Origin of the sequence: Pleomorphomonas sp. PLEO, assembly GCF_041320595.1 — a bacterium.
Taxonomy (GTDB): domain Bacteria; phylum Pseudomonadota; class Alphaproteobacteria; order Rhizobiales; family Pleomorphomonadaceae; genus Pleomorphomonas.
The window spans coordinates 1,740,635-1,764,710 of the sequence record NZ_CP166625.1; the positions used below are offsets into that span (position 1 = coordinate 1,740,635).

Annotated in this window: 27 protein-coding genes and 1 pseudogene; 11 read left to right on the forward strand and 17 right to left on the reverse strand. The window is 63.7% G+C overall.

The window, feature by feature from the left end; all coding sequences use genetic code 11:
• Window positions 1-114: 114 nt before the first annotated feature.
• Window positions 115-1,092 carry an aldo/keto reductase gene (locus AB6N07_RS07845; protein WP_370677247.1) on the reverse strand — a complete coding sequence of 326 codons (978 nt, stop codon included), beginning with the start codon at window positions 1,090-1,092 and terminating at the stop codon, window positions 115-117.
• A gap of 441 nt (window positions 1,093-1,533) precedes the next feature.
• Here AB6N07_RS07845 and AB6N07_RS07850 point away from each other — a divergent pair, with 441 nt between their 5' ends.
• Window positions 1,534-1,932: a DUF2147 domain-containing protein gene (locus AB6N07_RS07850; protein ID WP_370677248.1), complete on the forward strand. Its 399-nt coding sequence runs from the start codon at window positions 1,534-1,536 to the stop codon at window positions 1,930-1,932.
• 19 nt (window positions 1,933-1,951) lie between these two features.
• Here the strand turns inward: AB6N07_RS07850 and AB6N07_RS07855 are convergent, their stop codons facing one another.
• The gene (locus AB6N07_RS07855) at window positions 1,952-2,617 is read right to left on the reverse strand and encodes an NAD-dependent epimerase/dehydratase family protein (protein WP_370677249.1); all 666 of its coding nucleotides are present in this window, start codon (window positions 2,615-2,617) and stop codon (window positions 1,952-1,954) included.
• A gap of 128 nt (window positions 2,618-2,745) precedes the next feature.
• The gene (locus tag AB6N07_RS07860) at window positions 2,746-3,492 is read right to left on the reverse strand and encodes an EAL domain-containing protein (RefSeq protein ID WP_370677250.1); all 747 of its coding nucleotides are present in this window, start codon (window positions 3,490-3,492) and stop codon (window positions 2,746-2,748) included.
• 161 nt (window positions 3,493-3,653) lie between these two features.
• Between AB6N07_RS07860 and AB6N07_RS07865 the strand changes: the two genes are divergently transcribed.
• Both AB6N07_RS07865 and AB6N07_RS07870 read left to right on the forward strand, forming a co-directional pair.
• Window positions 3,654-4,319: a TetR/AcrR family transcriptional regulator gene (locus AB6N07_RS07865; RefSeq protein ID WP_370677251.1), complete on the forward strand. Its 666-nt coding sequence runs from the start codon at window positions 3,654-3,656 to the stop codon at window positions 4,317-4,319.
• Between the two features lie 409 nt (window positions 4,320-4,728).
• Window positions 4,729-5,943, forward strand: a complete 1,215-nt coding sequence (locus AB6N07_RS07870; protein WP_370677252.1) for an MFS transporter — start codon at window positions 4,729-4,731, stop codon at window positions 5,941-5,943.
• Between the two features lie 45 nt (window positions 5,944-5,988).
• Here AB6N07_RS07870 and AB6N07_RS07875 read toward each other — a convergent pair whose 3' ends face one another.
• From AB6N07_RS07875 to AB6N07_RS07895, 5 genes are all read right to left on the reverse strand, one after another.
• Window positions 5,989-7,833 carry a methyl-accepting chemotaxis protein gene (locus AB6N07_RS07875; RefSeq protein WP_370677253.1) on the reverse strand — a complete coding sequence of 615 codons (1,845 nt, stop codon included), beginning with the start codon at window positions 7,831-7,833 and terminating at the stop codon, window positions 5,989-5,991.
• A gap of 317 nt (window positions 7,834-8,150) precedes the next feature.
• Window positions 8,151-8,819 carry a hypothetical protein gene (locus AB6N07_RS07880; RefSeq protein ID WP_370677254.1) on the reverse strand — a complete coding sequence of 223 codons (669 nt, stop codon included), beginning with the start codon at window positions 8,817-8,819 and terminating at the stop codon, window positions 8,151-8,153.
• A 200-nt stretch (window positions 8,820-9,019) separates the two neighbouring features.
• On the reverse strand, window positions 9,020-9,448 hold the full coding sequence (locus tag AB6N07_RS07885) for a PACE efflux transporter (protein WP_370677255.1): 429 nt from the start codon (window positions 9,446-9,448) through the stop codon (window positions 9,020-9,022).
• 355 nt (window positions 9,449-9,803) lie between these two features.
• Window positions 9,804-10,199 (reverse strand): VOC family protein, encoded by a 396-nt coding sequence (locus AB6N07_RS07890; RefSeq protein WP_370677256.1) that lies wholly within the window; start codon window positions 10,197-10,199, stop codon window positions 9,804-9,806.
• 82 nt (window positions 10,200-10,281) lie between these two features.
• A complete protein-coding gene (locus AB6N07_RS07895; RefSeq protein ID WP_370677257.1) occupies window positions 10,282-10,707 on the reverse strand; it encodes a 4-oxalocrotonate tautomerase family protein in 426 nt (141 codons plus the stop codon).
• A gap of 119 nt (window positions 10,708-10,826) precedes the next feature.
• Here AB6N07_RS07895 and AB6N07_RS07900 point away from each other — a divergent pair, with 119 nt between their 5' ends.
• Window positions 10,827-11,459: a TetR/AcrR family transcriptional regulator gene (locus tag AB6N07_RS07900; RefSeq protein ID WP_370677258.1), complete on the forward strand. Its 633-nt coding sequence runs from the start codon at window positions 10,827-10,829 to the stop codon at window positions 11,457-11,459.
• A 115-nt stretch (window positions 11,460-11,574) separates the two neighbouring features.
• Here AB6N07_RS07900 and AB6N07_RS07905 read toward each other — a convergent pair whose 3' ends face one another.
• Genes AB6N07_RS07905 through AB6N07_RS07915 form a run of 3 tightly spaced genes read right to left on the reverse strand, consistent with a single transcriptional unit; the run spans window position 11,575 to window position 13,380 of the window.
• Window positions 11,575-12,447 carry an MBL fold metallo-hydrolase gene (locus AB6N07_RS07905; protein ID WP_370677259.1) on the reverse strand — a complete coding sequence of 291 codons (873 nt, stop codon included), beginning with the start codon at window positions 12,445-12,447 and terminating at the stop codon, window positions 11,575-11,577.
• A 21-nt stretch (window positions 12,448-12,468) separates the two neighbouring features.
• The gene (locus tag AB6N07_RS07910; protein ID WP_370677260.1) at window positions 12,469-12,795 is read right to left on the reverse strand and encodes a hypothetical protein; all 327 of its coding nucleotides are present in this window, start codon (window positions 12,793-12,795) and stop codon (window positions 12,469-12,471) included.
• Between the two features lie 6 nt (window positions 12,796-12,801).
• The gene (locus AB6N07_RS07915) at window positions 12,802-13,380 is read right to left on the reverse strand and encodes a sugar ABC transporter (RefSeq protein ID WP_370677261.1); all 579 of its coding nucleotides are present in this window, start codon (window positions 13,378-13,380) and stop codon (window positions 12,802-12,804) included.
• Between the two features lie 131 nt (window positions 13,381-13,511).
• Here AB6N07_RS07915 and AB6N07_RS07920 point away from each other — a divergent pair, with 131 nt between their 5' ends.
• The gene (locus AB6N07_RS07920) at window positions 13,512-14,411 is read left to right on the forward strand and encodes a LysR substrate-binding domain-containing protein (RefSeq protein WP_370677262.1); all 900 of its coding nucleotides are present in this window, start codon (window positions 13,512-13,514) and stop codon (window positions 14,409-14,411) included.
• A gap of 66 nt (window positions 14,412-14,477) precedes the next feature.
• Here the strand turns inward: AB6N07_RS07920 and AB6N07_RS07925 are convergent, their stop codons facing one another.
• A complete protein-coding gene (locus AB6N07_RS07925; RefSeq protein ID WP_370677263.1) occupies window positions 14,478-15,383 on the reverse strand; it encodes a LysR family transcriptional regulator in 906 nt (301 codons plus the stop codon).
• A 163-nt stretch (window positions 15,384-15,546) separates the two neighbouring features.
• Here AB6N07_RS07925 and AB6N07_RS07930 point away from each other — a divergent pair, with 163 nt between their 5' ends.
• The gene (locus AB6N07_RS07930; protein ID WP_370677264.1) at window positions 15,547-16,161 is read left to right on the forward strand and encodes an FMN-dependent NADH-azoreductase; all 615 of its coding nucleotides are present in this window, start codon (window positions 15,547-15,549) and stop codon (window positions 16,159-16,161) included.
• Between the two features lie 79 nt (window positions 16,162-16,240).
• Window positions 16,241-17,215, forward strand: a complete 975-nt coding sequence (locus tag AB6N07_RS07935; protein WP_370677265.1) for a glutathione S-transferase family protein — start codon at window positions 16,241-16,243, stop codon at window positions 17,213-17,215.
• 71 nt (window positions 17,216-17,286) lie between these two features.
• Here AB6N07_RS07935 and AB6N07_RS07940 read toward each other — a convergent pair whose 3' ends face one another.
• Window positions 17,287-18,354 carry a lipocalin family protein gene (locus tag AB6N07_RS07940; RefSeq protein WP_370677266.1) on the reverse strand — a complete coding sequence of 356 codons (1,068 nt, stop codon included), beginning with the start codon at window positions 18,352-18,354 and terminating at the stop codon, window positions 17,287-17,289.
• Window positions 18,355-18,529: 175 nt separating this feature from the next.
• Between AB6N07_RS07940 and AB6N07_RS07945 the strand changes: the two genes are divergently transcribed.
• Window positions 18,530-19,078: a TetR/AcrR family transcriptional regulator gene (locus tag AB6N07_RS07945; RefSeq protein WP_370677267.1), complete on the forward strand. Its 549-nt coding sequence runs from the start codon at window positions 18,530-18,532 to the stop codon at window positions 19,076-19,078.
• A gap of 64 nt (window positions 19,079-19,142) precedes the next feature.
• Here AB6N07_RS07945 and AB6N07_RS07950 read toward each other — a convergent pair.
• Window positions 19,143-19,756, reverse strand: a pseudogene (locus AB6N07_RS07950) (5'-methylthioadenosine/S-adenosylhomocysteine nucleosidase).
• Window positions 19,757-19,930: 174 nt separating this feature from the next.
• On the opposite strand from AB6N07_RS07950, the gene AB6N07_RS07955 reads away from it, so the two are divergent.
• Window positions 19,931-20,932 (forward strand): serine hydrolase domain-containing protein, encoded by a 1,002-nt coding sequence (locus AB6N07_RS07955; RefSeq protein ID WP_370677268.1) that lies wholly within the window; start codon window positions 19,931-19,933, stop codon window positions 20,930-20,932.
• Between the two features lie 111 nt (window positions 20,933-21,043).
• Here AB6N07_RS07955 and AB6N07_RS07960 read toward each other — a convergent pair whose 3' ends face one another.
• Entirely contained in the window at window positions 21,044-21,412 is a 369-nt protein-coding gene (locus tag AB6N07_RS07960) for a winged helix-turn-helix transcriptional regulator (RefSeq protein ID WP_370677269.1), read from the reverse strand.
• Between the two features lie 117 nt (window positions 21,413-21,529).
• Here AB6N07_RS07960 and AB6N07_RS07965 point away from each other — a divergent pair, with 117 nt between their 5' ends.
• Window positions 21,530-22,459, forward strand: coding sequence for an alpha/beta hydrolase family protein (locus AB6N07_RS07965; protein ID WP_370677270.1), 930 nt, complete (start codon window positions 21,530-21,532; stop codon window positions 22,457-22,459).
• Window positions 22,460-22,476: 17 nt separating this feature from the next.
• Here the strand turns inward: AB6N07_RS07965 and AB6N07_RS07970 are convergent, their stop codons facing one another.
• Window positions 22,477-22,674, reverse strand: a complete 198-nt coding sequence (locus tag AB6N07_RS07970; RefSeq protein ID WP_370677271.1) for a hypothetical protein — start codon at window positions 22,672-22,674, stop codon at window positions 22,477-22,479.
• A gap of 131 nt (window positions 22,675-22,805) precedes the next feature.
• Window positions 22,806-23,174, reverse strand: coding sequence for a winged helix-turn-helix transcriptional regulator (locus AB6N07_RS07975; protein WP_370677272.1), 369 nt, complete (start codon window positions 23,172-23,174; stop codon window positions 22,806-22,808).
• Window positions 23,175-23,222: 48 nt separating this feature from the next.
• Between AB6N07_RS07975 and AB6N07_RS07980 the strand changes: the two genes are divergently transcribed.
• Window positions 23,223-24,032: an SDR family NAD(P)-dependent oxidoreductase gene (locus AB6N07_RS07980; protein WP_370677273.1), complete on the forward strand. Its 810-nt coding sequence runs from the start codon at window positions 23,223-23,225 to the stop codon at window positions 24,030-24,032.
• Window positions 24,033-24,076: the final 44 nt, after the last annotated feature.

The window sequence follows — 24,076 nt, forward strand, 5'->3', positions numbered from 1 at the left end:
ATCTACAACCGAAGCGTAAAGGGCGCTTTACCGTTCGCCAGCAATCCCGCGTCGGCGCCGTCGACGCGGGGCGGTTGTCATGACATCGGTTTGTCAGCAGCCTTTCATCCTGGGTCAGGTTTGTTCCGAGACGATCGCCCGCAGGCGGTCCATCACCTCGGCTGAGAAGGTGCCGTGCGCCAGCGCCCCGACGTTGGTGCCGATTTGCGAAATCGACGTGAAACCGGGGATCGGAATGCTCCGGTCGGAGGCGGTGAGGATCCAGTCCAGCGCGCCCTGCGGCAGGGTCCTGCCATTGGCTGTCAGCAGAGGGGTGATGCGGTCCAGGATGGTGAGATAGCTCGGGTTGGCTTCCCCTTGCTTGAAATATTTCAGCCAGGGCGCCGAACTGGCGCGGACGTCGGTCGCGGCGAAGGCCGTTCCGGCGTTGTATTTGCCGCTGAGCAGGCCCATCGCCAGCGGCAATCGCGCCAGCGAGTACCATTGATGCCGTTCCACCAAGCGCAGCATGTCCGGCGCCGTGTCGAACACATTGAGATCGTGCTCGACGATGCGAAAGCCCGGATAGTCGGCCACGGCGGCCACCAGATCCACATGGTCGGAGCTCCAGCCGTAGCAAGCGATCAGCCCCTCGGCGCGCATCGCCTCCAGCGTGTCGAACACCGGGCGCGCGGTGGCAAGATCGAGCTCGTTGTGGTGCAGCAGCACCGCGTCGATCGCCGGTCGTTTCAGGCGCCGCAAGGAGCCTTCCACGCCCTTGCGGATGGCGGCGGGGCTCAAGTCGATCGGGTCGATGACGCGGGTGGCCGGATCGCCGGTAAAGCCGCATTTGGTGACGATGACCGCGTCGGGCCGATCGCTCAGCGCTTCGCCTAAAAGGAGTTCGGAATTGCCGGCACCATAGGCGGCGGCCGTATCGAACAGGCGAATGCCGAGGTCATAGGCGGCGCGGATGCCGGCGATGGCGTCATCGGGGGATACCGATCCATAGCTGACCGGACCATCCGGCCAGATCATCAGGCCACCGGCCGCCCAGGTGCCAAGGCCCATGCGCGGCACCGTCACGCCGTTCCAAAGATTGATCGTCTCCACTGGCAAACTCCATCGGTCGAGGTGTTGAATGATGGGCAGGCGCGATGAAGCCGAAGCCCATGCGCAGGTTGTGATGCATGTTTTCTTGGACGTTCTGGTAACGCGCCAGAAATAAGTCGGGGTATGATCGCTGAAATGTCGACTCTAGTCTTGAAATGATCTTCTATTTGGCTGTTTCTGCATGGGTTGCTGATATATGGTCCGGCGATCGGCGTATTTCTCTTGGCTCTTTTGTCTAGATATCGCCCGGGGCGCAGCGGTTTAATCCTTCAGGATTGCAACACGGCATGCAGAAATGAAAAACATCCCGCGGGCAGCGGCCCGGCGCGGCCGGCCGGATGGAGCCGCTTCGGACAAAAAGCGCGGCTTTCCGCCTTCGGTCTGAACCAACTGGCGCCCCGTGCGTATTTCTCCTCAGATCCTATGAAGAGGAGAACGACCATGACCCACCGCCTTGCCGTCGGCGCGCTCATCGCCGCCTCGCTCGTCCCCCTGTTCCCGGTATCCGGCGTCGCGGCCGGCGAGCCTTCGCCCTTCGGCCTGTGGGCGCGCGGCGATGGCAAGGCCAAGGTGCGCGTCGCGCGCTGCGGGGCCGACCTTTGCGCCACCAATACCTGGATCCTCCAGGGCACCAAGGGCGAGAAGGCCGGCGACGTTCTGGTGATGAGCGTGAAGCCGGACGACCCCAGCCACTGGTCCGGCACGGCCTTCGATCGCCAGCGCGACCTGACCTATCGCATGACGCTGAACGTCGGCGACCAGCAGATGACGACGCGCGGCTGCGTGCTGGCCGGCATCATCTGCAAGGACATGGGCTGGACGCGCCTCAAGGGCAAATGAGCCCCGGCGGCGGCGCCCGCTATTGCCCGATACCGGTCAGTGCCCGGAGGTCGGCATTCTCGTGGAGGTAGCGGCCAGCGCCGCCCTTATTGGTGAGGGCGACGATGGCGGCGGCCACCGTGTCGGCGGGGATGGCGGCATAGCGGGCGAGCGGACCGACCATGACGGGGCTGAGGGCGGTGAAGACCCGCTGGACGATGACTTCCCGCGGCCGCTCGTCGCGACGATCGCCGAGCAGCAGGCCGGGGCGGATGATGTCAAAGCGGGTAAAGCCCAGCCCGTCCACCGCCTTCTCGATGGCGCCCTTGGTCTTGAGATAGAAGCCGATGCCACCGGCGCCGACCGAACTCACCAGGATGAACTGGCGGGCGCCCATGGCCCGGGCGGCTTCGGCCAGCGCCAGCACATAGTCGTGGTCGACGCGGAACATGTCCGATTGCGATCCGGCGGCGGCGATGGTGGTGCCGAGGCAGGAGATGGCGACGTCGACGCCATCGGGCGCCACCGATTTTAGCACCGCCTTGGGCGACGCGAGGAGCTGTTCGTAATCCACCGGTTGGCCGGGGGCGGACGAGCCGGTTCGCGTCAGGCTGATGAGCCCGACATCGGGATGGCCGGCGAGACGGGTGCGGACATGGCCGCCGATCAGGCCGGTGCTGCCGGCAAGAACGATGTGTTGGGTCATAGGTGGTGTCTCCACTGGCGGCCGCCGCCAGCGCGCGGGTCGACCATGCGTCGGCGCATTTCGCGCCAGGCTCCAAAGAGGATAACGCGGCTGGCGGCGTTTGGTGCCATCCAAAGGGCGAATGGATATCAGGCGGTGGCGCACCACGCCCCGAGGGCCTCAAACGAGGGCTTGGCGAAATGGTAGCCCTGGAACAGATGGGCGCCGAGATCGCTGAGGACGGCAAATTCACCGGCCGTTTCAACGCCCTCGCAGAGGGCCGTGACGCCGAGGTCGTCCAGCATGGCCAGGATGTTCTTGACGATGACGCGGCGGGCGGGATCGGCGTCGATGCCGCGCACTAACTCCATGTCGAGCTTGACGATATCGGGCTGGAACTTGGCGAGCAGGTTGAGGCCGGCATAGCCGGCGCCGAAATCGTCGATCGCCGTCGCGAAGCCGATCTGTTTGTAAGTGGTCAGGATTTTCAGCAGATGGCCGGTGTCGAGCGGCTCGTTCTCGGTGAATTCGAAAATGATTTTTTTGAGCGGAAAGCCCACCCGCTCGGCGGTTTCCAGCGTTTGACGGATGCAGGCGCGCGGCTCGTAGACGGCGTTGGGCATGAAGTTGATGGACAGCTTGATGTCCTCGCCGGCCGGAAACAGCCGGGCCGCCAGTTCGATGGCCTTGATGCGGCATTGCTGGTCGAAATAATAGCGGTTGTCTTGATCGACCCGGCCGAGAACGCTGCCGGCGCCTTCGCCGTGAACGCCGCGCACCAGGGCCTCGTGGCCGAAAACCCGGCCGGCGCGCGTATCGACGATGGGCTGAAACGCCATGGAGAAGGCGATCGGGAATCCCTCTCCGCGCTGACAGCCCGCACAGCCGTTCGACATGGTGGCCCCCTCGTGTGATGGCTTTCATAGCCGAGGCCGGGTTACGGCGGCGTAAAGGATGGTCTGTGGCACCGAGCGGCCTCCGTTGCTATGCCGTAGTGCGCGACATACCGACTTATGCGGCATTGTTTCGGCGCGCCGACGAATTTATATAACGATCGATGCAAAAATCTGAAACGCCATCCTTGTCCGACAAGCAGGCTCGCAGTCGCGGGCGGCCACGGGCGTTCGATCGCGAAGCCGCCCTGGCCGTGGCGACGCGCCTGTTCTGGACCAAGGGCTTCGAGGCGACGTCGATCGCCGATCTCACCGAGGCCATGAAGATCGGCTCGCCCAGCCTCTACGCGGCCTTCGGTTCGAAAGAAGGGCTCTATGCCGAGGCGCTCGACTATTACAAGGCAAACTTCGACGCTTTCGTGTGGGACAATTTCTTTGCCGCCGGCACGGCGCGCGAGGCCATCAAGGCTTTTCTTCTGGATTCGGCGGCGGCGTTGACCGGCACCGTGGCCGATATCCCTTGCGGCTGCATGATGACGCTGTCGGCCGTTGGCAGCGAGGGCCACGCCGAACTGGGCGATCTTGTCCGCACGGGCCGCGCCGTCACGCTCGACCGGTTGACGGCGCGGCTGGACCGGGCGGTTGCAGAGGGCGAGATACCGGCCTCGACCGATGTCCACGCCCTGGCGCGCTTTGTCCAGAGCGTGCAAAACGGCATGTCGATCCTGGCGCGGGATAACGTGTGCTGCGCCGAGCTCAAGTCGGTGGCCGATGTCGCCATGCTGGGGTGGGACAAGTATACCAACCCCGGAGAACGGGCTCCGGGCTGAGCGGCATTTCGCGAGGCCGGGCCCATACCGATCCCACGTGCGAGACGGCGCGGCTCACGAAGAGGTGAGTGGCACCGATTTATGTTATGGTCGATACAGAAATCACTTGACGGGCTGAGGCCGTCGCGTCTACAAATTTTGTAACGATCACTACAGAAATATTTGCCATGCGTCATCTGGCTGAAAAGCGCTTCATGTCCCCAATGAAGCGTTCGGCAAGGTTACCAGTGTAGGCGGGCGTTTCTTCCCTTCGATGATAACAAATTATTCCGGTTTCAGGCTGCGATAGTCGTGTATCCGCAGGCCGGATGACATCAGTTCAGTTGCGATGAATTGTCGCCGCGCACCGCCAAGTCTGCGCGGCGGTGACATTTCCTTTTCTCTTCTCGATCGTCACAGGAAATAGCTTATGAGCAGCGAGCAAATCATGACGAGCCCCCTTGATGGGCATGGTCATCTCAAGCCGGCCTGGGCGGGCGTGATGTCGCTTGCCCTCGGCGTGTTCGGCCTTGTCACCGCCGAGTTTCTGCCGGCCAGCCTGTTGACGCCGATCTCGCAGGATCTCGGCGTCAGCATCGGCGCGGCCGGACAATCGGTGACGATGACGGCGGTGGTCGGCGCGTTTGCCGGGCCGGCCATCGTCGTCGGCACCAGCCGCTTCGATCGGCGCTACACTCTGTTGGCGCTGACCTCGCTGTTGATTTTGTCGAGCCTGATCGCCGCCTTGTCCAGCGGGTTGCCGATGCTGTTGCTGGCGCGCGGCCTGCTTGGCATCGCCCTTGGCGGCTTCTGGGCCATGTCGCTGGCCCTGGCCATGCGCCTCGTGCCGGCCGACCTGATGCCACGGGCGATGGCCATCATCATGGGCGGCGTCTCCGTGGCGACCGTCTGCGCGGCGCCGGTCGGTGCCTGGGTGGGCGACGTCATGGGCTGGCGGTTCGCCTTCGTCATCACCGGCGTCCTTGGCGTGCTGACCCTTGTTGCCCAGGCGCTGACGCTGCCGGCCATGCCGTCCACCGGCCCGGCCAACCTCAGCACCATGGCCGACGTACTGCGCCGTCCGGCCATCCGTCTCGGCCTTGCGACCATCCTTCTGGTGGTGGCCGGCCACTTTGCCGGCTTCACCTTCATCCGTCCGTTCCTTGAAGACGTGCCGCATTTCGGCATCGACGGCGTGTCGCGGGTTTTGCTGGCCTTCGGCATCGGTGGTTTTCTGGGTAATTTTGCCGGCGGCTTCATGGCCGAGCGCAACACCCCATTGTCGATCACGCTGGCCGCCGGGGGCATTGCCGTCATGGCGCTGGTGCTGAGCTTTGCTGGCGGCTCGCCGGTGGTTGCCGCCGTCGCCACCGGCCTGTGGGGCTTTGCCTTCGGCGCGCTGCCGGTCAGCGTGCAGAGCTTCATCAACCAGGCGGCCTCCGATGAGGCGGAAAGCGCCGGCGCGCTGATGCTGACCACCTTCCAGGTGGCCATTTCCAGTGGCGCGGTGCTCGGCGGTGTGATCGTCGAGGCCCAGGGAGCGGCCGGTGTGTTCATGTTCGCCGGCCTCAGCGCGCTGCTTGGCGCCACGCTGATCGGCTTTGCCAGCCGCGCCCGGGTCGCCGAGGCCGAAGCCTGCGAGTAGAGGCGCGGCGGGCCGGGGCTCCCCACAGCCGCCGCGCGTCGCCGGTCAGCCGGCGCGTAGGCTAGTGACGAAGTTGGCGACTTCCTTTTGCAGCGTGCTCGACTGATCGCTGAGATGATCCGACAGGGTCATCAGCTGGGTCGAGGCGGCACCCGTCATCTCGGCGGCATTGCTGACGCCGGAAATGTTGTTGGTGACATCGTTGGTGCCGCTTGCTGCCAACTGGGTGTTGCGGGCGATCTCACCGGTCGCCGCGCCTTGTTCCTCGACCGCGCTGGCGATGGCCGCCGACGAGTTCTGGATGTTGGTGACGGTGCGCACGATGCGGGAGATGGCATCGACCGTGCTGCCGGTCGCCGACTGGATTTCTCCAATCTTGCGGCCGATCTGGTCGGTGGCCTTGGCGGTCTGGTCGGCCAGTTGCTTGACCTCGGCGGCCACCACGGCGAAGCCCTTGCCGGCGTCGCCAGCGCGTGCCGCCTCGATGGTGGCGTTCAGCGCCAGAAGGTTGGTCTGGGCGGCGATGTTGGAGATCAGCGTCACCACCTCGCCGATCTGCTGGGCGGCCTGCGACAGGGTCTGAACGTTTTGCGCACTGGTTTCGGCTTCGCTGGCGGCATCGCGGGCGATCGATGACGACTGGCTGACCTGCTGGGAGATTTCCTGGATGGAGACGGAGAGTTCCTCGGCTCCGGCGGCGACCGTCTGCACGTTGGTGGCAGCTTCCTCGGCGGCGCCAGCCACGGCCTGCGCCTGGCGGGCCGTCTCCTCGGCGGTGGCCGAAAGGTTCTTGGCGGCGTCCGCCACTTCGCCCGACGATTTGGCGAAGGCGCTGGACAGGGCACCCATCTTGGCTTCGAACTGGTTGGCGATCTCAAGCCGGGCGCGGGTCATGGTCTCGTGGTTCCGGGCCTCCGTCTGCAAGGCTTCAGTGCGCAGGCGCTCGGTCTCGACCAGACTGTCGCGGAAGTGCGACAGCGCCCCGGCGATCATGCCCACCCCGTCCTTGCGGTGGAGGTAGGGAACCTCGGTCGAAAGCTCGCCCTCGGCGATTTTCCCCATGCTGGCGGTAATGGTCTTGATCGGGCGGGAGATCATGCCATTGAGGACGACAATTCCCAGGCCGGCGAACAGAACCATCAACACGCCGCCGGCCGCGATGGACCAGGTGATGGAGCTGAAGGCGCTGTCGCGGGCCGCCGCGCGGTCGTCAAGCAGGCTCTCTTCGGCGTCCTTGAGGTCTTTGACGATGGCGCGGATGTCGTCCATCGACTTCTTGCCGGCGCCGTCGCGCTCCAGTTCCAGAGCGGCGTCGCGGGTCGCGTTGTCGGCCATCAAGTGGATGCCTTTTTCAGCGACATTGGCACGCCACTCGGCGGCGGCGGTGCCAATCTGGCCGAGGCGGCGCTGCTGGGCGGCGTTGTCCGAGGTCATCGCCTTCAGTTTTTCGAAGGCCGCCTGGAAGTTCGCGTAGCCGAACTTGTAAGGACCGAGATTGTCGGGATTTGCCGTGATCAGAAACCCACGGAATCCGGTTTCCTGGTCGACCATGCTGGCCTGCATCGCGTCGGCCTGCTGCAACACGTTGTAGGAGTGATCGGTCCAGCTGTCGGTTTGTTGCAGCGCTTGCTTGTTATGAAAGACGTAGAGATTGAGCCCGATCGATATCAGGATCAGTACGCCGAAGCCGAGCAGCAGTTTGTAGGTGATAGACAGATTGTTGAACATTTCAACTTCGGCCTTCTTGAGTAACTGACGAGAGACGCGCTCATCCACCGGGGACTTGCCGCGCGCAGACGGAGCGCCCGCTTTCCCCGCCGCGGCCCGCCGGGCGACGTCGAACCAGGCGGCATCAGCTTGCCCGATCGCGGTCGCCGGACGGCGTTTCACACGAGGCAACGTATCGAAGTGACAGCCTTGCTGTACTAAATCGAGTTTGCTTCCGCCCCATTAACAACATGCTAATTCGAAAGCTACTAAAAGCTTACATGTTAGTCATATTTGCGATTATGACGTGCTGTTTAATGTTAAACTTCTGATTTTTATTAGTTTCTGAAGTATAATTACATCGGGAAAATCTAGCGGGAAGGGCTGCGTTGCACGAATAATGTTTCACTAAAAACACAACCAGCGCGAGATATTCCTTCTATTACAATATGATGACAAGTATTTATACTTAACTTCCGTCCCCCGTTATTCTCGGGCGATCAGCCGGACGTTGACCTATTTCCTGTCCCGTCTCGCCGCAATCCATCGTTTTCGTGCACATGCCGGCCGGTTTCCGGCTGGCCGATCAGGGCGAGGATGGCGTCGGCCACGGTATCGGCGGGGATGGCGGTGTAGCGGGCGAACGGGCCGGCCATCAGCGGGGCGAGGACGGCGAGGACGCGTTGGCCGATCGTTTCGAGGGGGCGCTGTTCGGCGCGGTGGCCGACCAGCTCGCCGGGGCGGATCAGGTCCAGCCGGTCGAAGCCGAGATGGCCGACTGCCTCTTCGATGGCGCCCTTGGTCTTGAGGTAGAAGCCGGGGCCGCCGGCGCCGACCGAGGTCATCAGGATGAATTGGCGCGCGCCGAGCGCCCGCGCGCCGCTGGCGAGGCCTAAAATGTAGTCGTGGTCGACGCGGAACATCGCCTGTTCCGATCCGGCGGCGCGGATGGTGGTGCCGAGGCAGGAGATCGCCACGTCGATGCCGGCGGGCGCCAGCGGACCCAGCACGCTGGCGGGCGCCAGGCAAAGCTGTTCGAAATCCACCTGATGGCCTGTTACCGACGAACCGCGCCGCGTGAGGCTGACGAGATCGACATCGGGCCGCGCGGCGAGCCAGGGCAGCGACAAGGCCGCCGACCAGCCCTGTGCCACCGGCCAGAAGGACACGTTGGGTCATTCAAAGATCTCCCCGGATCGCCTCGGTGAAATCCTTTCACCTGAAAAGCGCCATCGTTTCAGCGCGGTCCCCGGCACCAAGCCGGGCGGCGGCAATTGCACTGACCGCGTGGCAAAATAGGACGTTGCAAGACGCATGAGAGCATCCGCCCGTCCGGTTGCCTGGGGCTGATCGAAAGATGGCGGCTGCTTCAGGGTTGCCCCTGCCATTCAGGCAGCGGGAACAGCCGATCATATAGCCAATTAAATAGAAATGCGTAGACCATGTAGAAGGCGGCAAACGAGATATCCATCATCAGCGCCTGCCACAGCGAGATGCCGAGATAGGCGGCGATGAACGGCATCAGCACGGCCAAGAGGCCAGCCTCGAACAGGATGGCGTGGAAGACGCGCATCACCGTGCCCTTGGCGGTGGTGTCGCGGAGGCGCTTCAGGGCAAGGTCGAACAGGTAGTTGTAGACGAGGTTCCATAAGGTGGCGACCACGGCGATGATGGCGCTGAGCACGCCGATGTCCAGCATCGGCTGGCTGAACGCCAGCGCGCCGAGCGGGGTGACCAGCGCCAGCCCGAAGATCTCGAAGCTGACGACATGGCGGATCCGGTCGGGAAGGGAACGCATAGAGACCTCCAAAAGCCCAGGCCGTCCTGAGCGCTTAACCCAATGAGGGGGGAGGTCGTCCTCGCCTTGCGGGAGGCAACATATAGACGGGGAGGGGGACGCGCAACGATGGGATGTGTCTGGGGTGCCCTCGGCCGATCGGGCTGTCCTGGCCGAAGGGCATGTCAGACGGCTCGCTTAATAACCGGTGCGAGGTGTTCGTCGGCGGCTCGAAAGTAGCCCGCGGATGCGCGCCGTCTGTAAGTTCGAATCCCACTCCGTCCGCCAGAGCCGCCGATTCTACGCTACGGCGCGATATTCTGCGCAGCAGCGCCATGATGACACTCCGGTCACCGCGTGGCTATCACACGGCGGACTAGGATAAGCAGTCCAGCATCCATTGAACACCGTACCGATCAGTGAGTTTACCGTAGTAGCTTCCCCACGGCTGCACTGCGAGATGTGTGGTGATCTTGCCGCCATCGGCAAGCGCCGTGAATAATCTGTCTGTAGAGGCGCGATCGTCCATGATGAGCATGTGAGCGGAGCCTCGCATCGGCTCGGCATCGTGATTGTCCGAGGCGAAGAACAGAAGGCCAGGTCCCTCGAAGCGGGCGTGCATGATTTTGCCGCGCATGGCTTCGCTGGCGAGCGGTATTCCGTGGTCGCCATGACGCATGAGCGCCGTGACCCGACCAAGGCCACATTTGGTATAGAAGTTGAGCGCCGCTTCGCACTGGGTCGTGAAAAAGAGATAGTTGGCAAGCTGCATGGCATGGCCTTCAATAAGATGCCAGACCGCAAAATCTTCGTATCTCGCAGTCCAGCCTTAAGGAATTTTGCGATGCGAAACGCTAGACGGCACCGGCGCCCACTATGGCCTCGACCAAGCTAGCATTGTCGTAGCTGCGCCCGGCGATGCCCCAAGCTCCTTCGGGTGCGTAGACGATGTTCGACCAGATATGTTCACGCTTCAGCCGTCCTCCGGCGGCCTTCTCGACGATATCCGTTGCCTTCTCGATGAAGGCACTTTTCGCCTCGGGCGTCGCCAGCGCAATCTCGGGGAGCTTGAGTTCGACAAAAGCTGCCGCCGCCACCTTGCCGCCGGCAAGTATATGTTCCCTCGGCAACACGTTGATCGAGCCGACGATGTTGGTCGTCATGAAGGCATTGCCGGTCAGCCCCGAGATTTCGAGGAGCGCGTCTGTCAGGCCGGAAAAGGCCTCGGCCTGCGCTTGTGGCGAGAGCAGCCCTTCGGGCACGGTGAGCGTAATGGGCATGGAGTTCTCCTCATTTGAACAGGAATGGCATTTGATATATACCGAACGCTCTCTATCCATAAACATGGATCGCTCTCTATGCAAGAGATAAAGAGCGATCACTCTTAATGGGGACAGCTATGCGCTACAGCCCGGAGCATAAACAGGAGACCAAATCCAAGATCGTGGCGGCGGCGGGCCGGGTTTTCCGGGAGGAAGGCTATGGTGGCGGTGGCATCGAAGCACTGACCAAGGCTGCTGGCGTGACGAACGGCGCCTTCTATGGGCACTTTAAATCCAAGAGCGAAGCCTTCCGCATCGCCGTGTTGTCGGGGCTGGAAGAGTTGCGGCAAGGGATTGCAGCGCTCAAAGTCAGCGACCGGACCAACTGGGTGACGAACTTTGTGGGATTCTATCTCGGGTACAAAAGGACCTGCGACCTCGGCGAAAGCTGTGCCTTGCCGAGCCTGTCCACCGACGTGATGCGCGCCGACGACGATACGCGCGCTGCTTATACGGCGGAGTTGAAGCGCCTCGTCGACGAGGTCGCCGCAGGTTTGCCGGAAAGTGATGCCCCAGGCACGCCCATCGGTTCGCAACAAGATCAGGCGATCGTGCTGCTCGCCATGTTGAGCGGAGGCGTTACGCTGGCTCGAGCCGTATCGGACCCGGAGTTGTCTGACCGTATCGCCCACCTCGTGGCGCAGGCAGCGTTACGTTTGACCGGCCAGGCGGTATTGGACAGCGCACGTTCGAGTTCTGCCGATCACTAAAGGTGTGCTGTGCTAGAGGGCTACAGCATACATATAGTTCTCATCATCATCGGGCGTGGCCCACAAGCCCCGCCGATTGCGCGCCATGGCGCGAATTTATCCCACGACAGCTGCTCTATCCCCGCCGATTGCCGGCGGACCTTCCGACGCATTGCTCATAAGCGACGCCATAGCCTCCGCCCGTTCTCTCGATACGCGCGAAGCCGAGTTCGCCGAGGTGCATGCCGGCGATCGGCAGCCGTTCCGAACTCACGACATCCAGCAGCTTCGATCGGGTTGCCGCTGCGAGAAGGGCATCCTGGTCGAAGGCGATCGACACGTCGGGGCGCGGAATCTGGATCTCGGGGAAATGGACGATATCGCCCCAGACCAGCAGGTTCTGGCCGCCGGAGTCGAGACGATAGCCGGTGTGCCCGGCGGTGTGGCCCGGCAGCGGAATCGCGGTCAATCCGGCAAGCACCTCGCCGCCCTCAAAAGTGCGCAGTCTGTCGCGATAGGCCTCGAAGACCTGACGCGCCAGAAGGAAGTTGCCACGGGCCCGCTCGGGCGCGCGGTTCAGATTGCCATCATCGCGCCAGAACGCGACTTCCCGATGGTGGACGACCAGCTCGGCATTGGGGAAGGCGGTTTCTCCCGAAGCGTCCATCAGCCCCCCGACATGATCGGGATGGGCGTGCGTCAACAAGATCGCGTCGATCTCGGATGGCTGGATGCCGGCCAGCGACAGGTTGCTCTTCAATCGGCCACCCCATTGCTTGAAGCCACCGGTGCCCGCGTCGATCAGGACCGCGCGGCCGCCTCCGCGCACGAGGTAGCCGTTGATATGGATCGAGGTGGGATCGGTTATCCCGGCGGTTTCCTGCATATGGCAGGCATCGGCCGGATCGATATTGGCGAGAAAGTCGAAACTGGCGTGCAGATAGCCATCGCTGACGGCGCTTATCGTCAGGTCACCGACTTGTTGGCTGGGCAATGCGAGAGGGGGCATTGGTGTTCTCCGGGCGTCGGCTCAATTGCGGGCGTGGAGGCTCGACGCTTGATAGCCAAAGCAGCGAATGCGCGCGGTGAGGCCGGCGTTCCGCCTTATGGCATCGTCCAGCCCCTCCATGAACCGCTGCATGACCGGCGGCGTGCGAAAGGGTTCTAGGCGATAGTGGATTTCCGCGAAGGCCGGGTGTCCCCGGCCGTGGCGGACGGCGACATAGACGATGTGCACATTCGCCAAGGCGGCCCGGAGAACGCCCGTGCAGAGGTCGCTGCATTGCTCGGTGAGTTCGGCGAGGGCTTCGTCCGGCGGCATCTTGTCGGCCGGAATATAGATCGTGACATTCGGCATTGGGGCCTACCGTGTCTTGCTGAGGGCAGCGTCGCTCGTCAATTGCGCCGTCATCGGCGCATAGACATGGACGCCGTCCGATAGATGGTCGATGTCGGGCGTCTTGCCGCGCTCCAGCTTGGCGAGCCAGCGATATTCGGGGACCTTTTCCATGGCGACCGCGTGCATCGCGCTAGGGGTGAGGCCCAGCCGGATCAGCGGCTCGGGGCCGGTTGCGCTCAATGCCAGATATTCGCCCTCGCCAATGGCCGGCGCGCGCTCAAGACCGTCATAGAGGTTGCGGTGCCAGTCGGTGATGTGGTGTTGCCAGCGCGCGAAATTGCCGCCGCCCTTTTGGCGGTATTCCTCGCCTGTCAGAATATCGAGGCCATCAATCGAATGAAGGGCGAGATAGACGGGGCAGCCAGGGCTCAACGCCCTGAAACGCTGCGAGGTATGGAACCCGCTGACGGAAATGAGGGCCGGCAGCTTGTCCCGGCTGTAAAAGTCGTTCCATTCCGCTTCGCTGCCGGGATCGGCAAAGCTGCATTCCACCGTATAGATCATGGCATCACCCTTGGCCGCGAGCGCGGAGCGCCCGGCCATGTTTCTCGTTGATATTTTCTCATGGTAGGCTGCCGGTATCCGCCTATATATCGATATTGGGTCATGCTTCAGTGACCTAATATCAAGGTGGCGGCGGATCGGATGCCGCATCCTCACAGCGAGGGCCGCTCATGCGCCGCAAGATTCCCAGCCATTCCGCGCTGATGGCGTTCGAGGCCTCGGCGCGTCACGGCAGCTTTGCGCGCGCCGCCGACGAGCTGGCCCTGACCGAAGGAGCGATCAGCCGCCAGATCGGCCGACTGGAAGCCTTCCTCGGCGTCACGCTGTTCGAGCGGGTCGGCAATCGTGTCAGGCTGTTACCGAATGGCGAGCGGTATGCGGTTCAGGTGCGCGAGTCACTCGACCGGCTGGAGCGTGACAGCCAATATCTGATGGGCCAGCCCAGCGACGGCGCCAGCCTCGACATCGCCACCATTCCGACCTTTGCCGTGCGCTGGCTCATTCCCCGGCTGGCGCGATTTCATGAGATGCACCCCAATATCATCGTGCATCTTGCCGAGCGCATGGAGCCTTTTGTGCTTGCCGGCAGCGGCTTCGACGCGGCGATCCATTTCGAGCATCCGGCATGGACGGGCATGAGAACGCACCGACTGCTGCGCGAGACGCTGGTTCCGGTTTGCCATCCGGGCCTGCTTGGCGGTGGCAAAGGGCCAGCCTCATTGGACGAACTGCCGCGCCTTCATCGACGCCAGAACCCGGACGCCTGGCAGCGCTATGCGCAGGAGACCGGGATCGTGCTGACCAATCCCGCCGTTGGCGCCCGTTACGATCTTCACTTGATGCAAATCGAAGCCGCGTTGGCCGGTCTCGGGGTTGCGCTGGTGCCGCGCCTTTATATCGAAACCGAGTTGGCGGACGGTCGATTGGTCGCGCCCTGGCCCGAGGGGCAGTCGATCTCCAAGACCTTCTGCCTCATCCTGCCGGAGCCGATCCGGTTGAGTGAGGGTCCAATCCAGGTCTTCGCAAATTGGCTTCTTGAGGAAGCGCGATCTTCAAATCCAACGCCGTGATGCTGGCACCTCAGCCGCGCTTGCCGTGCTCGGCGGCTCCTTTCGTCCGTCGCGCCGAGGCCCGGTCTATTCCCGATGCTCCCGACAGTGTTTGAGCTGCTCGATCATCCAGCGGCCCGCCGGTCCCGGCGGATCGTCGGCTCGATAGACGGCCAGCATGGGGAAAGCGAGCCCGCCCGCCGGGGCGTCCTCAATGCTGAGCTCCTTGAGCCGACCGGCGTCGAGGTCCGCCTGGACGGTATGGCTGGGCATGCCGCCCCATCCCAGTCCGTTCAACAGGAAGGCGTGCTTGGCGAAAAGATCGGCCAAGCGCCAAGTGGAGGGGGACATGACGCCAAACTCACGCTCGGCGGTGAGTTTGGACCGATCCGTCAAGACCAACTGGATATGCCGCGCCAGTTCCGCCTTTGGAATGACACCCTGCCAAGCCGCCAACGGGTGGGAGGCCGCGGCAACGATCAAGAAGCTCACGCTGGTCAGGCGCTCGCTGCCGAGCCCATCGGGCAACAACGGTAAGGAACCCGAAATGCTGAAACTCACGCGCCCATCGAGGACAGGCTCGACGGTGGCGCCCAGCGCCTCGACATAGAGCCGCAAAGGCGTTCCCGGAAACCGCAGCCGGAACTCCTGCGCGACCAGCGCCAGCACCTCGATGGGAAAGAACACGTCGACCACGACGGCCAGCTCGGGCTCGATGCCGCTGGCCATGCCCTTGGCGCGCGCCTTCATGCCATCGACGGAGGACAACACCTCGCGCGCATCGGCGAGCAGGGCGCGGCCTTCGCCCGTCAGTTGGGGATAGCGGTTGCTACGGTCGAACAGGCGCACCCCCAGGTGCGTTTCCAGGGTGGAAATCGCCTCGCTGACGGCCGATTGGGTGCGCGACAGGTGCCGGCCAGCCGCCGAAAAGCTGCCCTCGTCCACCGCCGCCAGGAAAGTTCGCAACTGATCCAGGGATATTCCGTCCAGCATGGCAACTCCAATCCATCGGTATTCCCGATGGATAGCATAAAAAAATACTGGCTACTCCTGTATTGGTAATCATGACTATTACGAGGGCATGTTCAACGCCCTCAAAAAACTTTTCACCCGCAACGAAACGACGCCTCGCGCAGGCGGTTCGGAGACTCTTCCCATGACGACGATCCTGCATATCGATTCCAGCATCCTCGGCGGCTATTCCGTCAGCCGCACGCTCACCGCCGACATCGTCGCCAAGCAGCAGGCCCTTCACCCCGGCGCGCGGGTGATCCGCCGCGACCTCGTCGTCGACGCCGCTTTCCATCTGTCCGACGCGCATTTGGCCGTGTTCCAGGGCGGCGCGGTGAACAGCCCGGCGTTGGGCGAGGACATCGCGGTCGGCGGAGCCTATGCCGACGATCTGTTCGCCGCCGACGTCATCGTCATCGGCGCCCCGATGTATAATTTCTCGGTTCCCTCGCAGCTCAAGGCCTGGATCGACCGCGTCTGCGTTGCCGGTCGCACCTTCCATTACACGGCGAACGGCCCAGAGGGCCTGCTGCCGAAGGGCAAGAAGGTGATCATCGCCTCGACCCGTGGCGGCGTCTACACCGGCGACAGCCCGGCCGCCGCGCTCGAGCATCACGAGACCTATCTGCGCGGCGTGCTCGGCTTCATCGGCCTGACCGACGTGACGATCATCCGCGCCGAGGGCCTCAGCCTCGGTGACGAGCCGAAGGCCGCCGCGATCGCCGAGGCCAAGGCCCAGATCGAAGCGCTCGCCGCTTGATCATCGGCCATTAAGCCACCAATTGCTTGTTATGGTCCGCGCGGTGTGCGCGGGCCATATTTTTGTCTGGAGATAGCCGATGGGTGAGCTCGTAGACGGTCTGTGGCAGCGCAACGGTATCGAGACCGAGGTGAAAGACGGGGAATTGCGGCGCCCTCCGTCGGTGTTTCGCAACTGGATCGTCGACGGCAAGGGCGATGGTATTACCACCTTTCCCGCCGAATCCGGCCGCTACCACCTCTATGTGTCGCTCGCCTGCCCCTGGGCGCACCGCACCCTGATCATGCGCAGGCTGAAAGGCCTCGAAGGGATCATCGGCCTTTCGGTCGTGCACTGGCTGATGGGCGAGGATGGCTGGTCGTTCTACTCAGGCCCCGGCGTCGTGCCGGACACGGTGAACGGCGTTGAATGGCTGCACCAGCTCTATACGCTGGGCGAACCGGCCTGCACCTCGCGCGTCACCGTGCCGGTGCTGTGGGACAAGGCGACGCGAAAGATCGTCTCCAACGAATCCGCCGACATCATCCGCATGTTCAATAGCGCCTTCGATCGGGTGGGCGCGGCCGAGGGCGATTACTATCCATCGGCGCTGCGCGATGAGATCGACGCCGTCAACGCGCGGGTCTATGCCAACCTCAACAACGGCGTCTATCGCGCCGGCTTCGCCACCACGCAGTCCGCCTACGAGTCCGCCGTGGCAGACGTCTTCGCGACGATGGACTGGTTGGAAGAACGACTGACGAACCGGCGGTTCCTGGTCGGCGAGCAACTGACCGAAGCCGACATCCGCTTGTTCACCACGCTCGTGCGGTTCGATCCGGTCTATTTCGGCCACTTCAAATGCAATCGGCGGGCGCTCGTCGACTATCCGGCGCTCTGGCGCACTACGCGCGCGCTCTACCAACACCCCGCCATCCGCCCGACCGTCGATTTCGAGCACATCAAGAAGCACTACTACGGCAGCCATCCCTGGCTCAATCCGACCGGCATCGTCCCCGTCGGGCCGGACCGCGACTTCGATGCGCCGGTTGCCGGCTGCGACGCCGAGGTCTGACGAGTCTGGAGGCAGATGCGAAAGCCAGAACCGGCCCCGGCGGTGGCGCCGCCCGCGCCGGGGCCAGACGTCTATTTCCAGGCACCGATGAGTTCGACATAGCCGAAGCCTTTGATCGGCTTTCCGCCATAGGTGCCCGAGACCTTGCTGGCGCCCTCATACTTGGTGAGGTAGGGGGCGACGGAAATGATTTCCTGTTGGCGGGGCGCGGGGACGACGCCGAGCTTGGCGTTCAACGCGGGAATGCTCACCGACCAGCGTGTCGGGTAGCGATTGCCGCTCTGTGGGCTGGTCCACTCGTCCGTCGCGCCCAGGCTCGGTTCCACGGCGGTGACGGTTTGCGAGCCGTCATGGTGAAGGATCGTCGCCCAGGCCCGGTTCTTGCCGATCGCTCCATCGAAGGCCGACCACAGGCTGATGGCGTCGCCGTTGTCGAGATGGAGGCCCATCCAGCTCCATTTCGCCATCGGTGAGCCGGCGACCGCCGGATTCTGCCACTGACGGTCGAACCAGCAGTCGCCGTCGACCTTATAGCTCTTGCCTTCGATGGTGATCGTGCCGGTCGCTTTCAGGACCGGCACCGAATATTCCTGAATGACCATGCCCAGCAGCGGGAACATGCCGGTGCCGCCGTTGTACAGCGTCGGGCTGGTCGGATGCATCTGAACATCCAGCGAGGCGTCCTTCAGCATCGCCTTCACGTGGAGCGCGTCGCGGGTGCCCCGCATTTCGCCGTTGTCGAACGTGAAGTTCAGGCCGTCGGCGCTTGCCCCCTGTCCGGTGTAGGGCAGGACGATGTCGCCGGCGCGATACCAGCCTGTCGTCTCGTCGGTGATCGAGGTCACCGATTGAATGATCGGCTTGCCGTCGGGGCTTGGCGTGATCATCACGTGGTAAAGATAGCTCAGCGTATGCCCTTCGGTCTTGACGTGTCCGGTGATGAACCAGGAATTGACGGCAAAATCCTTCTTGAAGGGCAGATCCTTTTGCGCATCGACAAGGGCGCCCACGCCGGCCGGTGTCGAGAGCGGCGCGGCCGCGTCGGGGGCGGCGGACTTGGCGGCGTGCGCCAGTCCCACGGAGCCGCCTGCGAACAGGCTTGCGAGGAGCACTAATTTCCAGGACCGTAGAGATGCCATGTTTTGAACTCTCCATGAGGGAAGTGGCCGCGGAAACCGACGAGGCGGAAGGGATTCCTATTGCACTTACCGTCAGTTCATTTATCTTACTGTGAGTAAAGTTTCAAGGGACGATATGCCGCAGCCTGTCAGTGAGCGCAAAGCGCCGGAAAAACATTCGTTCAAGAAGCAACAGGTGCTGCTGCGCGAGGCGGCGCTGATCGAGGCGGCCGGGCATCTCTTCGTTCAGAAGGGCTATGAGGGAACGACGATCGATGACGTCATCGGCGCCGTCGGCATTTCAAAGCCGACCTTCTATGGCCACTTCGCCAGCAAGGAAGCGCTTGCCGTGCGGGTGATCGTGTCGGGCTTGGAAAAGGCCCTGGCGCGTGTCGAGGCATTCGCGGCGGTCCTGCCACCCGGCGAGGCGGCGCGGGCGATGATCGAATGGGCCATCGACAATCAGTCTGGGCTGGATGGCGAGCCGTCTTTCACGGGAGCCCTGGCTTTTTTCGGCCATGACGATGTTCTGGCCGCTGAAAGCAAGCTTACCGAAAGATTGGCGGACCTGATCAACCAAGGGCAGCAGGCCGGAACGATAAAAAAGGCCGCGCAGCCTCACATATTGTCGCGGACCTTTCGAAGCATTCTGAAGGATGACTCGTTTTTCAATGATTTGGGCGGCGAAAAAGTCAGTGTTGCCAATATGAAGGCCGATATCATCGCGATGTTGCTGGGGGAGTGACGGGTTAAGGACTGGCGCGACCGAGGCACATTGCTTGTCTCGGCTGGCATGCCGGCCAATCGCTTTATCCCGCCTGATCCACTACATCCCCCGCCAGGATCCGGTCGACGAGGGTGGCGAGTTTTTCGTCGAGGATGTGGAGATACTCGGTCCAGTGGCTGAACTCGGTGACCTCGGCCTTGCCGTCGGAGATGCCGCGCAGGCCGATCAGGGGGAGGCCGAATTTCTGGCAGGCGCGCCAGACGGCGAAGGTTTCCATGTCGACCATGTCCTGGTCGATCAGGTCGTAGTTGGCGCCGGAGACCACGTTGCCGCCGGTGGACAGGCTGGCCTCCGGCACGCCGGGAATGCGCAGCGGCAGCGGCACGACGGCCGGCAGGTCGAGCAGCGGCGTGGTGCCCTTGGCAAAGCCGAGGGGGAGGCGTCGATGTCGCGATAGGCGATCGAGGCCACCTGGTAGACCTCGCAGTGATCGAGCGTGCGCGAACCGGCCGAGCCGAGGCTGACTACCAGCTTGGGCAACTCGCCGCGATGGGCGCGGGCGCTGAGTTCGGCGGTGAGGTTGACGGCGGCCTCGACCGGGCCGACGCCGATCATCACCGGCGCAATGCGCGAACGGAGCGCCGGGCCGTATTCCTGATCGGCGGCCATGGCAAACAGCGTCGATGAACCGCTCATGGGTGTCCCTCTCGAATCCTGGAGGCTCAACCTATAGGGATTTTCGAGGCTGCCGAAAGTGGTGCCGGCGCTATCCGTTGAGGGGCGCTCCGCCGCTCTGGTGAGGCGCCGCGCTGATGCCGCATTTGACGGTCGTAAATCGGCTTCCTGCGATCGCTTCCGAGGTCCCTCATCATGCGTCGTGTCGTTGCCGTCCTTTGTCTGTTGATGAGCGTCGTGGCCGGCGGCGCCGAGGCCGAGCCCTGGCAGAGCGTCGATCCCGCGTCGGCGGGGTGGTCGGCCGAGAAACTGAACGCGGCGCGCGATGAGGTTGTCGGTCTCAATGCCACGGCCCTGATGGTGGTGCGTGATGGCAAGGTGGTCGCCAGTTGGGGCGACGTGACCCGCAAGGTGAATGTCGCCTCCGTGCGCAAGAGCCTCCTCAGCGCGCTTTACGGGATAGCCATCTCCGAGGGGCGGATCGATCTGACCAGCACGCTTGGCGATCTCGGCATCGACGACAAGCCGCCGGCTCTCACCGCCACCGAGAAGCAGGCGACGGTGCGCGATCTGTTGATGGCGCGCTCCGGCGTCTATCACAAGGCCGCCCATGAAACCGCCGACATCCGCCGCAAGCGGCCGGTGCGCGGCAGCCACGCCCCCGGCACCTTCTGGTTCTACAACAACTGGGACTTCAACGCCCTCGGCACCATCTACCGGCAGCGGACCGGCGAGGACATTTTCGTCAGCTTTGCCCAGCGCATCGCCACGCCGATCGGCATGGAGGATTTCTCGGTGGCCGATGGCAGCTATGTCCTTGAAAAGGCGTCGATCCATCCGGCCTATCCCTTCACCATGACCGCCCGCGACCTGGCGCGGTTCGGGCAATTGTTCCTTAATGGCGGCCGCTGGGGCGAGCGGCAGGTGGTGCCGGCGTCGTGGGTGAAGGAGGCCACCACCGCCTATTCTCACACCGATCACGGCAGCATGGGCTACGGCTATCTGTGGTGGACGCTGAACCCCGACGTGTTCGGCCCCGGCGCGGCGCTCGCCTCCGGCTTCGGCGGGCAGGAAATCGCCGTCATCCCCGCAAAGCACATGGTCGTGGTCAAGGTGGTGGACCGGACGGAGACGAAGGGCGGCCGGACCAGCCGGTTTGTCGACTGGCTGAAGCAGCTGACCGCCGCGGCGCCTTAGAACGCTATTCGATCTGATTGAATCAGATCGGCGCTCTAAGTTCTTGGTTTGGAAGCATCATCTTATCGATCCTCGTTTCACTCCGGTCGGACGATGCTCTAAGCGCCCGCTTCAGCGTTTCGCGTCGTAGCGCAGCCGATTGTCGTGGATGGTGGACCGGTGGCGCACGGCCCATTCGGCCAGTTGCCGCACCGGGTCGGCCAGCGAACGGCCGAAGGCGGTCAGCTCGTATTCCACTTGGGGCGGCGTGGTGTCGAAGACGCGCCGCTCGATGACGCCGTCGCGCTCCAGCGTCTTCAGCGTGCGCGTCAGCATCTGCTGCGAAACACCGCCGACGTGCCGCTTCAGCTCGTTGAAGCGGCGCGGCCGATCGACCAGCGCCACGATGACTTGCACGGTCCACTTGTCGCCGACCCGCTTCAGGATGTCGGTGACGCCGGTGCAGCTCGACAGGACGTCGAGCGTCTCGGTCATATCCATCTGACCTGGTCCTCAAAAAATGCGTTCTTGGCAGGGCTTCTTAGGTCACATAGCTAGAGCAAGTCAACAATAGTGACTGTCTCCAAGCGATGGTTGGGGCCGGAGAAGGAGTATTCCATGGTGCATGTGCAAGGGGCGAACCCAAACCGCGCGGCGGTGATCGGCGTGGCGCCGATGATGCTCGCGATGCCCGGTCGTGGCGTTGATCTCGACATTCGGGTTTCGGCGCCCGTGGCCGGTGGCGATCTGCCGGTGATCCTGCTGTCGCACGGCTACGGCTCGTCGCGGGACGGCTACGCGCCGCTGGCTGACGCCTGGGCGGCGGCCGGCTTTGTGGTGATCCAGCCGACCCATCTCGATTCCCGGCGCCTGAAGCTTGCCGAGGACGACCCGCGACGGCCGCTGATCTGGCGCCAGCGGGTGATGGACCTGAAACTCTGCCTCGATCGCCTCGACTGGCTGGTGGGCGCGGTTCCGGGATTGGCGGGGCGGGCCGATCTCACGCGCGTCGCGGTGGCGGGGCATTCCTTTGGCGGGCAAACCGCTGGGTTTCTGCTGGGCGCGCGGATGATCGGCGCCGACGGCGAAGCCGGCGAGGATTTTTCCGATGATCGCATCAAGGCAGGCGTGCTGCTTGCCACTGCCGGGCGGGGGGGCGACGACCTCAGCGCCTTTGCCCGCGCGCACACGCCCTATATCAATTCGAGCTTTGACAGCCTGCGCACGCCGACGCTGGTGGTGGCGGGCGATGCCGACCGCTCGCCGCTGACGGTACGCGGCCCCGACTGGTTCGCCGATCCGTTTCACCTCAGCCCCGGCGGCCGAGGGCTGCTGACCCTGTTCGGCGGCGAGCATCTGCTCGGCGGCATTTCCGGCTACGGCGTCGCCGAGACGACGGATGAAAACCCCGACCGGGTGGCGCTGGTGGCGCGCATGACCACGGCTTTCCTGCGTTCCGAACTGACGCCGGGCGACCAATCCTGGCAGGACGCTTGCGCGGCGCTGGCGGCGGAAGCGCAGCCGCTTGGGCGCATCGAAGTGAAGTGAGGGAAGCGGGCTTTGGCTCAGCCGCCCTCGTGGCCATCGTCGATGGAATCGCCGCGGTGATGGCCCGACGGCTTGCTGTCCTTGCTGTCGGGGTTGGTGGCTGGCTTGCTTGATGGTTCGTCGGCGGCCGGCTCCTCGATCAGCAGCTTGCCGTCCTTGTAAATACCGGCGCTGATGGCGCCCTCGGCATTGGCCGTTCCCGAGAGAATAGACATGTTGAAGATCCCGAGAACGGGGAGAAGACCCAAGAAATAAATTCGATTGATCATTGGTTTTTCCAATAAAATATAGAAATAACACTCACCTTAATTGCACGGCGGCCTGGCAACATCAATGGCCTTGCCCGCTATGACTGATGGCGACGGGCGAAATCTCGCACGGCCATCAGCGCCGGCATCAGGTCTCGTCCGGCGTCGGTCAGCGTGTATTCGACATGCGGCGGCTGCTCGCCGAAGTCGTGGCGGGCGATCAGGCCGTCGGCCTCAAGGTCGCGCAGATGCTGCGTCAGCATCTTTTGCGAGATGCCGTCGATGTCGCGCAGCAGCTGCGATGGGCGCCATGCGGGCTGGGCGAACAGGCGGAACAGGATGGGCAGCTTCCACCTGCCACCGATCGTGGCCAGCACGTGGCTGACGTGGGCCACCGATCCATCGGGACCAAGGCAAAGCCGCTGCTCCTCCATGGGCACTTTCAGGTGCGTAATTGCCTCGGTCATCGGTGTGGTCTCCTATGCGGTTCCCTGGAATAACATGAGGATCGGGCGATGGATCTGGAACTCGATGGCAAGGTGGCTCTGGTCACCGGCAGCGGCAAGGGCATCGGCGCGGCGATCGCCCGTGGGCTGGCCCGCGAGGGGGCGATCGTCATCGTCCACGGCCGCGACATGGCAAAAACCGAGGCCGTCGCGGAGGATATCATCGCCAAGGGCGGGCGCGCCCACGCGGTGATCGGCGATCTGACCAGGGACGATGAGGTGGAGCGGCTGGTGGCGGCGGCACAGGCTTTCACCGGCAAGGTCGATATCCTCGTCAACAACGCCGGCGGCTCCGGCCCGCCGGAGGACTGGACGACGACGCGGACGGACACCTGGGCGGCCAGCTACGACCGCAACGTGCTGGCGGCGGTCCGGGTGACGGCCGGCCTGCTGCCGGCCATGCGCCGGACGAAATGGGGGCGGGTGATCAATATCGCCAGCCTGGCGGGGGTGATGCCGCCGGCCGGCCGACCGGACTATGGAGCGGCCAAGGCGGCGATGATCGCCATGACCGCCTCGCTGGCCAAGGCGGTGGCGAAGGACGGCATCACCGTGAACACCGTCTCGCCCGGCACCATCCATAGCGACCGGCTCGACGAGGCCTTCCGCAAGGCGGCGGCGGGGCAGGGCCTGGCGGCAAACGCGCCCTGGGCGGAGGTTCAGACGGCGGTGCTGCCGATGTTCGCCGACGTGCCGATGGGGCGGGTCGGCACGCTGGAGGAGATCGCCGATGCCATCGCATTCCTGGCGAGCCCGCGCGCCAGCTACATCACAGGCGCCAACCTGAGGCTTGATGGCGGCATGTGGCCGGGAGTTTAGAGACCGTTATAAATTCTATTCCGGCGGCCGTCTGACGCGACTTT

What these genes read in the sequence shown, in the direction of transcription:
- AB6N07_RS07850 (WP_370677248.1), top strand. Translation starts at nt 1,534, where the DNA reads ATGACCCACCGCCTTGCCGTCGGCGCGCTCATCGCCGCCTCGCTCGTC.
- AB6N07_RS07855 (WP_370677249.1), bottom strand. Translation starts at nt 2,617, where the DNA reads ATGACCCAACACATCGTTCTTGCCGGCAGCACCGGCCTGATCGGCGGC.
- AB6N07_RS07860 (WP_370677250.1), bottom strand. Translation starts at nt 3,492, where the DNA reads ATGTCGAACGGCTGTGCGGGCTGTCAGCGCGGAGAGGGATTCCCGATC.
- AB6N07_RS07865 (WP_370677251.1), top strand. Translation starts at nt 3,654, where the DNA reads ATGCAAAAATCTGAAACGCCATCCTTGTCCGACAAGCAGGCTCGCAGT.
- AB6N07_RS07870 (WP_370677252.1), top strand. Translation starts at nt 4,729, where the DNA reads ATGAGCAGCGAGCAAATCATGACGAGCCCCCTTGATGGGCATGGTCAT.
- AB6N07_RS07885 (WP_370677255.1), bottom strand. Translation starts at nt 9,448, where the DNA reads ATGCGTTCCCTTCCCGACCGGATCCGCCATGTCGTCAGCTTCGAGATC.
- AB6N07_RS07890 (WP_370677256.1), bottom strand. Translation starts at nt 10,199, where the DNA reads ATGCAGCTTGCCAACTATCTCTTTTTCACGACCCAGTGCGAAGCGGCG.
- AB6N07_RS07895 (WP_370677257.1), bottom strand. Translation starts at nt 10,707, where the DNA reads ATGCCCATTACGCTCACCGTGCCCGAAGGGCTGCTCTCGCCACAAGCG.
- AB6N07_RS07900 (WP_370677258.1), top strand. Translation starts at nt 10,827, where the DNA reads ATGCGCTACAGCCCGGAGCATAAACAGGAGACCAAATCCAAGATCGTG.
- AB6N07_RS07905 (WP_370677259.1), bottom strand. Translation starts at nt 12,447, where the DNA reads ATGCCCCCTCTCGCATTGCCCAGCCAACAAGTCGGTGACCTGACGATA.
- AB6N07_RS07910 (WP_370677260.1), bottom strand. Translation starts at nt 12,795, where the DNA reads ATGCCGAATGTCACGATCTATATTCCGGCCGACAAGATGCCGCCGGAC.
- AB6N07_RS07915 (WP_370677261.1), bottom strand. Translation starts at nt 13,380, where the DNA reads ATGGCCGGGCGCTCCGCGCTCGCGGCCAAGGGTGATGCCATGATCTAT.
- AB6N07_RS07920 (WP_370677262.1), top strand. Translation starts at nt 13,512, where the DNA reads ATGCGCCGCAAGATTCCCAGCCATTCCGCGCTGATGGCGTTCGAGGCC.
- AB6N07_RS07925 (WP_370677263.1), bottom strand. Translation starts at nt 15,383, where the DNA reads ATGCTGGACGGAATATCCCTGGATCAGTTGCGAACTTTCCTGGCGGCG.
- AB6N07_RS07930 (WP_370677264.1), top strand. Translation starts at nt 15,547, where the DNA reads ATGACGACGATCCTGCATATCGATTCCAGCATCCTCGGCGGCTATTCC.
- AB6N07_RS07935 (WP_370677265.1), top strand. Translation starts at nt 16,241, where the DNA reads ATGGGTGAGCTCGTAGACGGTCTGTGGCAGCGCAACGGTATCGAGACC.
- AB6N07_RS07940 (WP_370677266.1), bottom strand. Translation starts at nt 18,354, where the DNA reads ATGGCATCTCTACGGTCCTGGAAATTAGTGCTCCTCGCAAGCCTGTTC.
- AB6N07_RS07955 (WP_370677268.1), top strand. Translation starts at nt 19,931, where the DNA reads ATGCGTCGTGTCGTTGCCGTCCTTTGTCTGTTGATGAGCGTCGTGGCC.
- AB6N07_RS07960 (WP_370677269.1), bottom strand. Translation starts at nt 21,412, where the DNA reads ATGGATATGACCGAGACGCTCGACGTCCTGTCGAGCTGCACCGGCGTC.
- AB6N07_RS07965 (WP_370677270.1), top strand. Translation starts at nt 21,530, where the DNA reads ATGGTGCATGTGCAAGGGGCGAACCCAAACCGCGCGGCGGTGATCGGC.
- AB6N07_RS07970 (WP_370677271.1), bottom strand. Translation starts at nt 22,674, where the DNA reads ATGTCTATTCTCTCGGGAACGGCCAATGCCGAGGGCGCCATCAGCGCC.
- AB6N07_RS07975 (WP_370677272.1), bottom strand. Translation starts at nt 23,174, where the DNA reads ATGACCGAGGCAATTACGCACCTGAAAGTGCCCATGGAGGAGCAGCGG.
- AB6N07_RS07980 (WP_370677273.1), top strand. Translation starts at nt 23,223, where the DNA reads ATGGATCTGGAACTCGATGGCAAGGTGGCTCTGGTCACCGGCAGCGGC.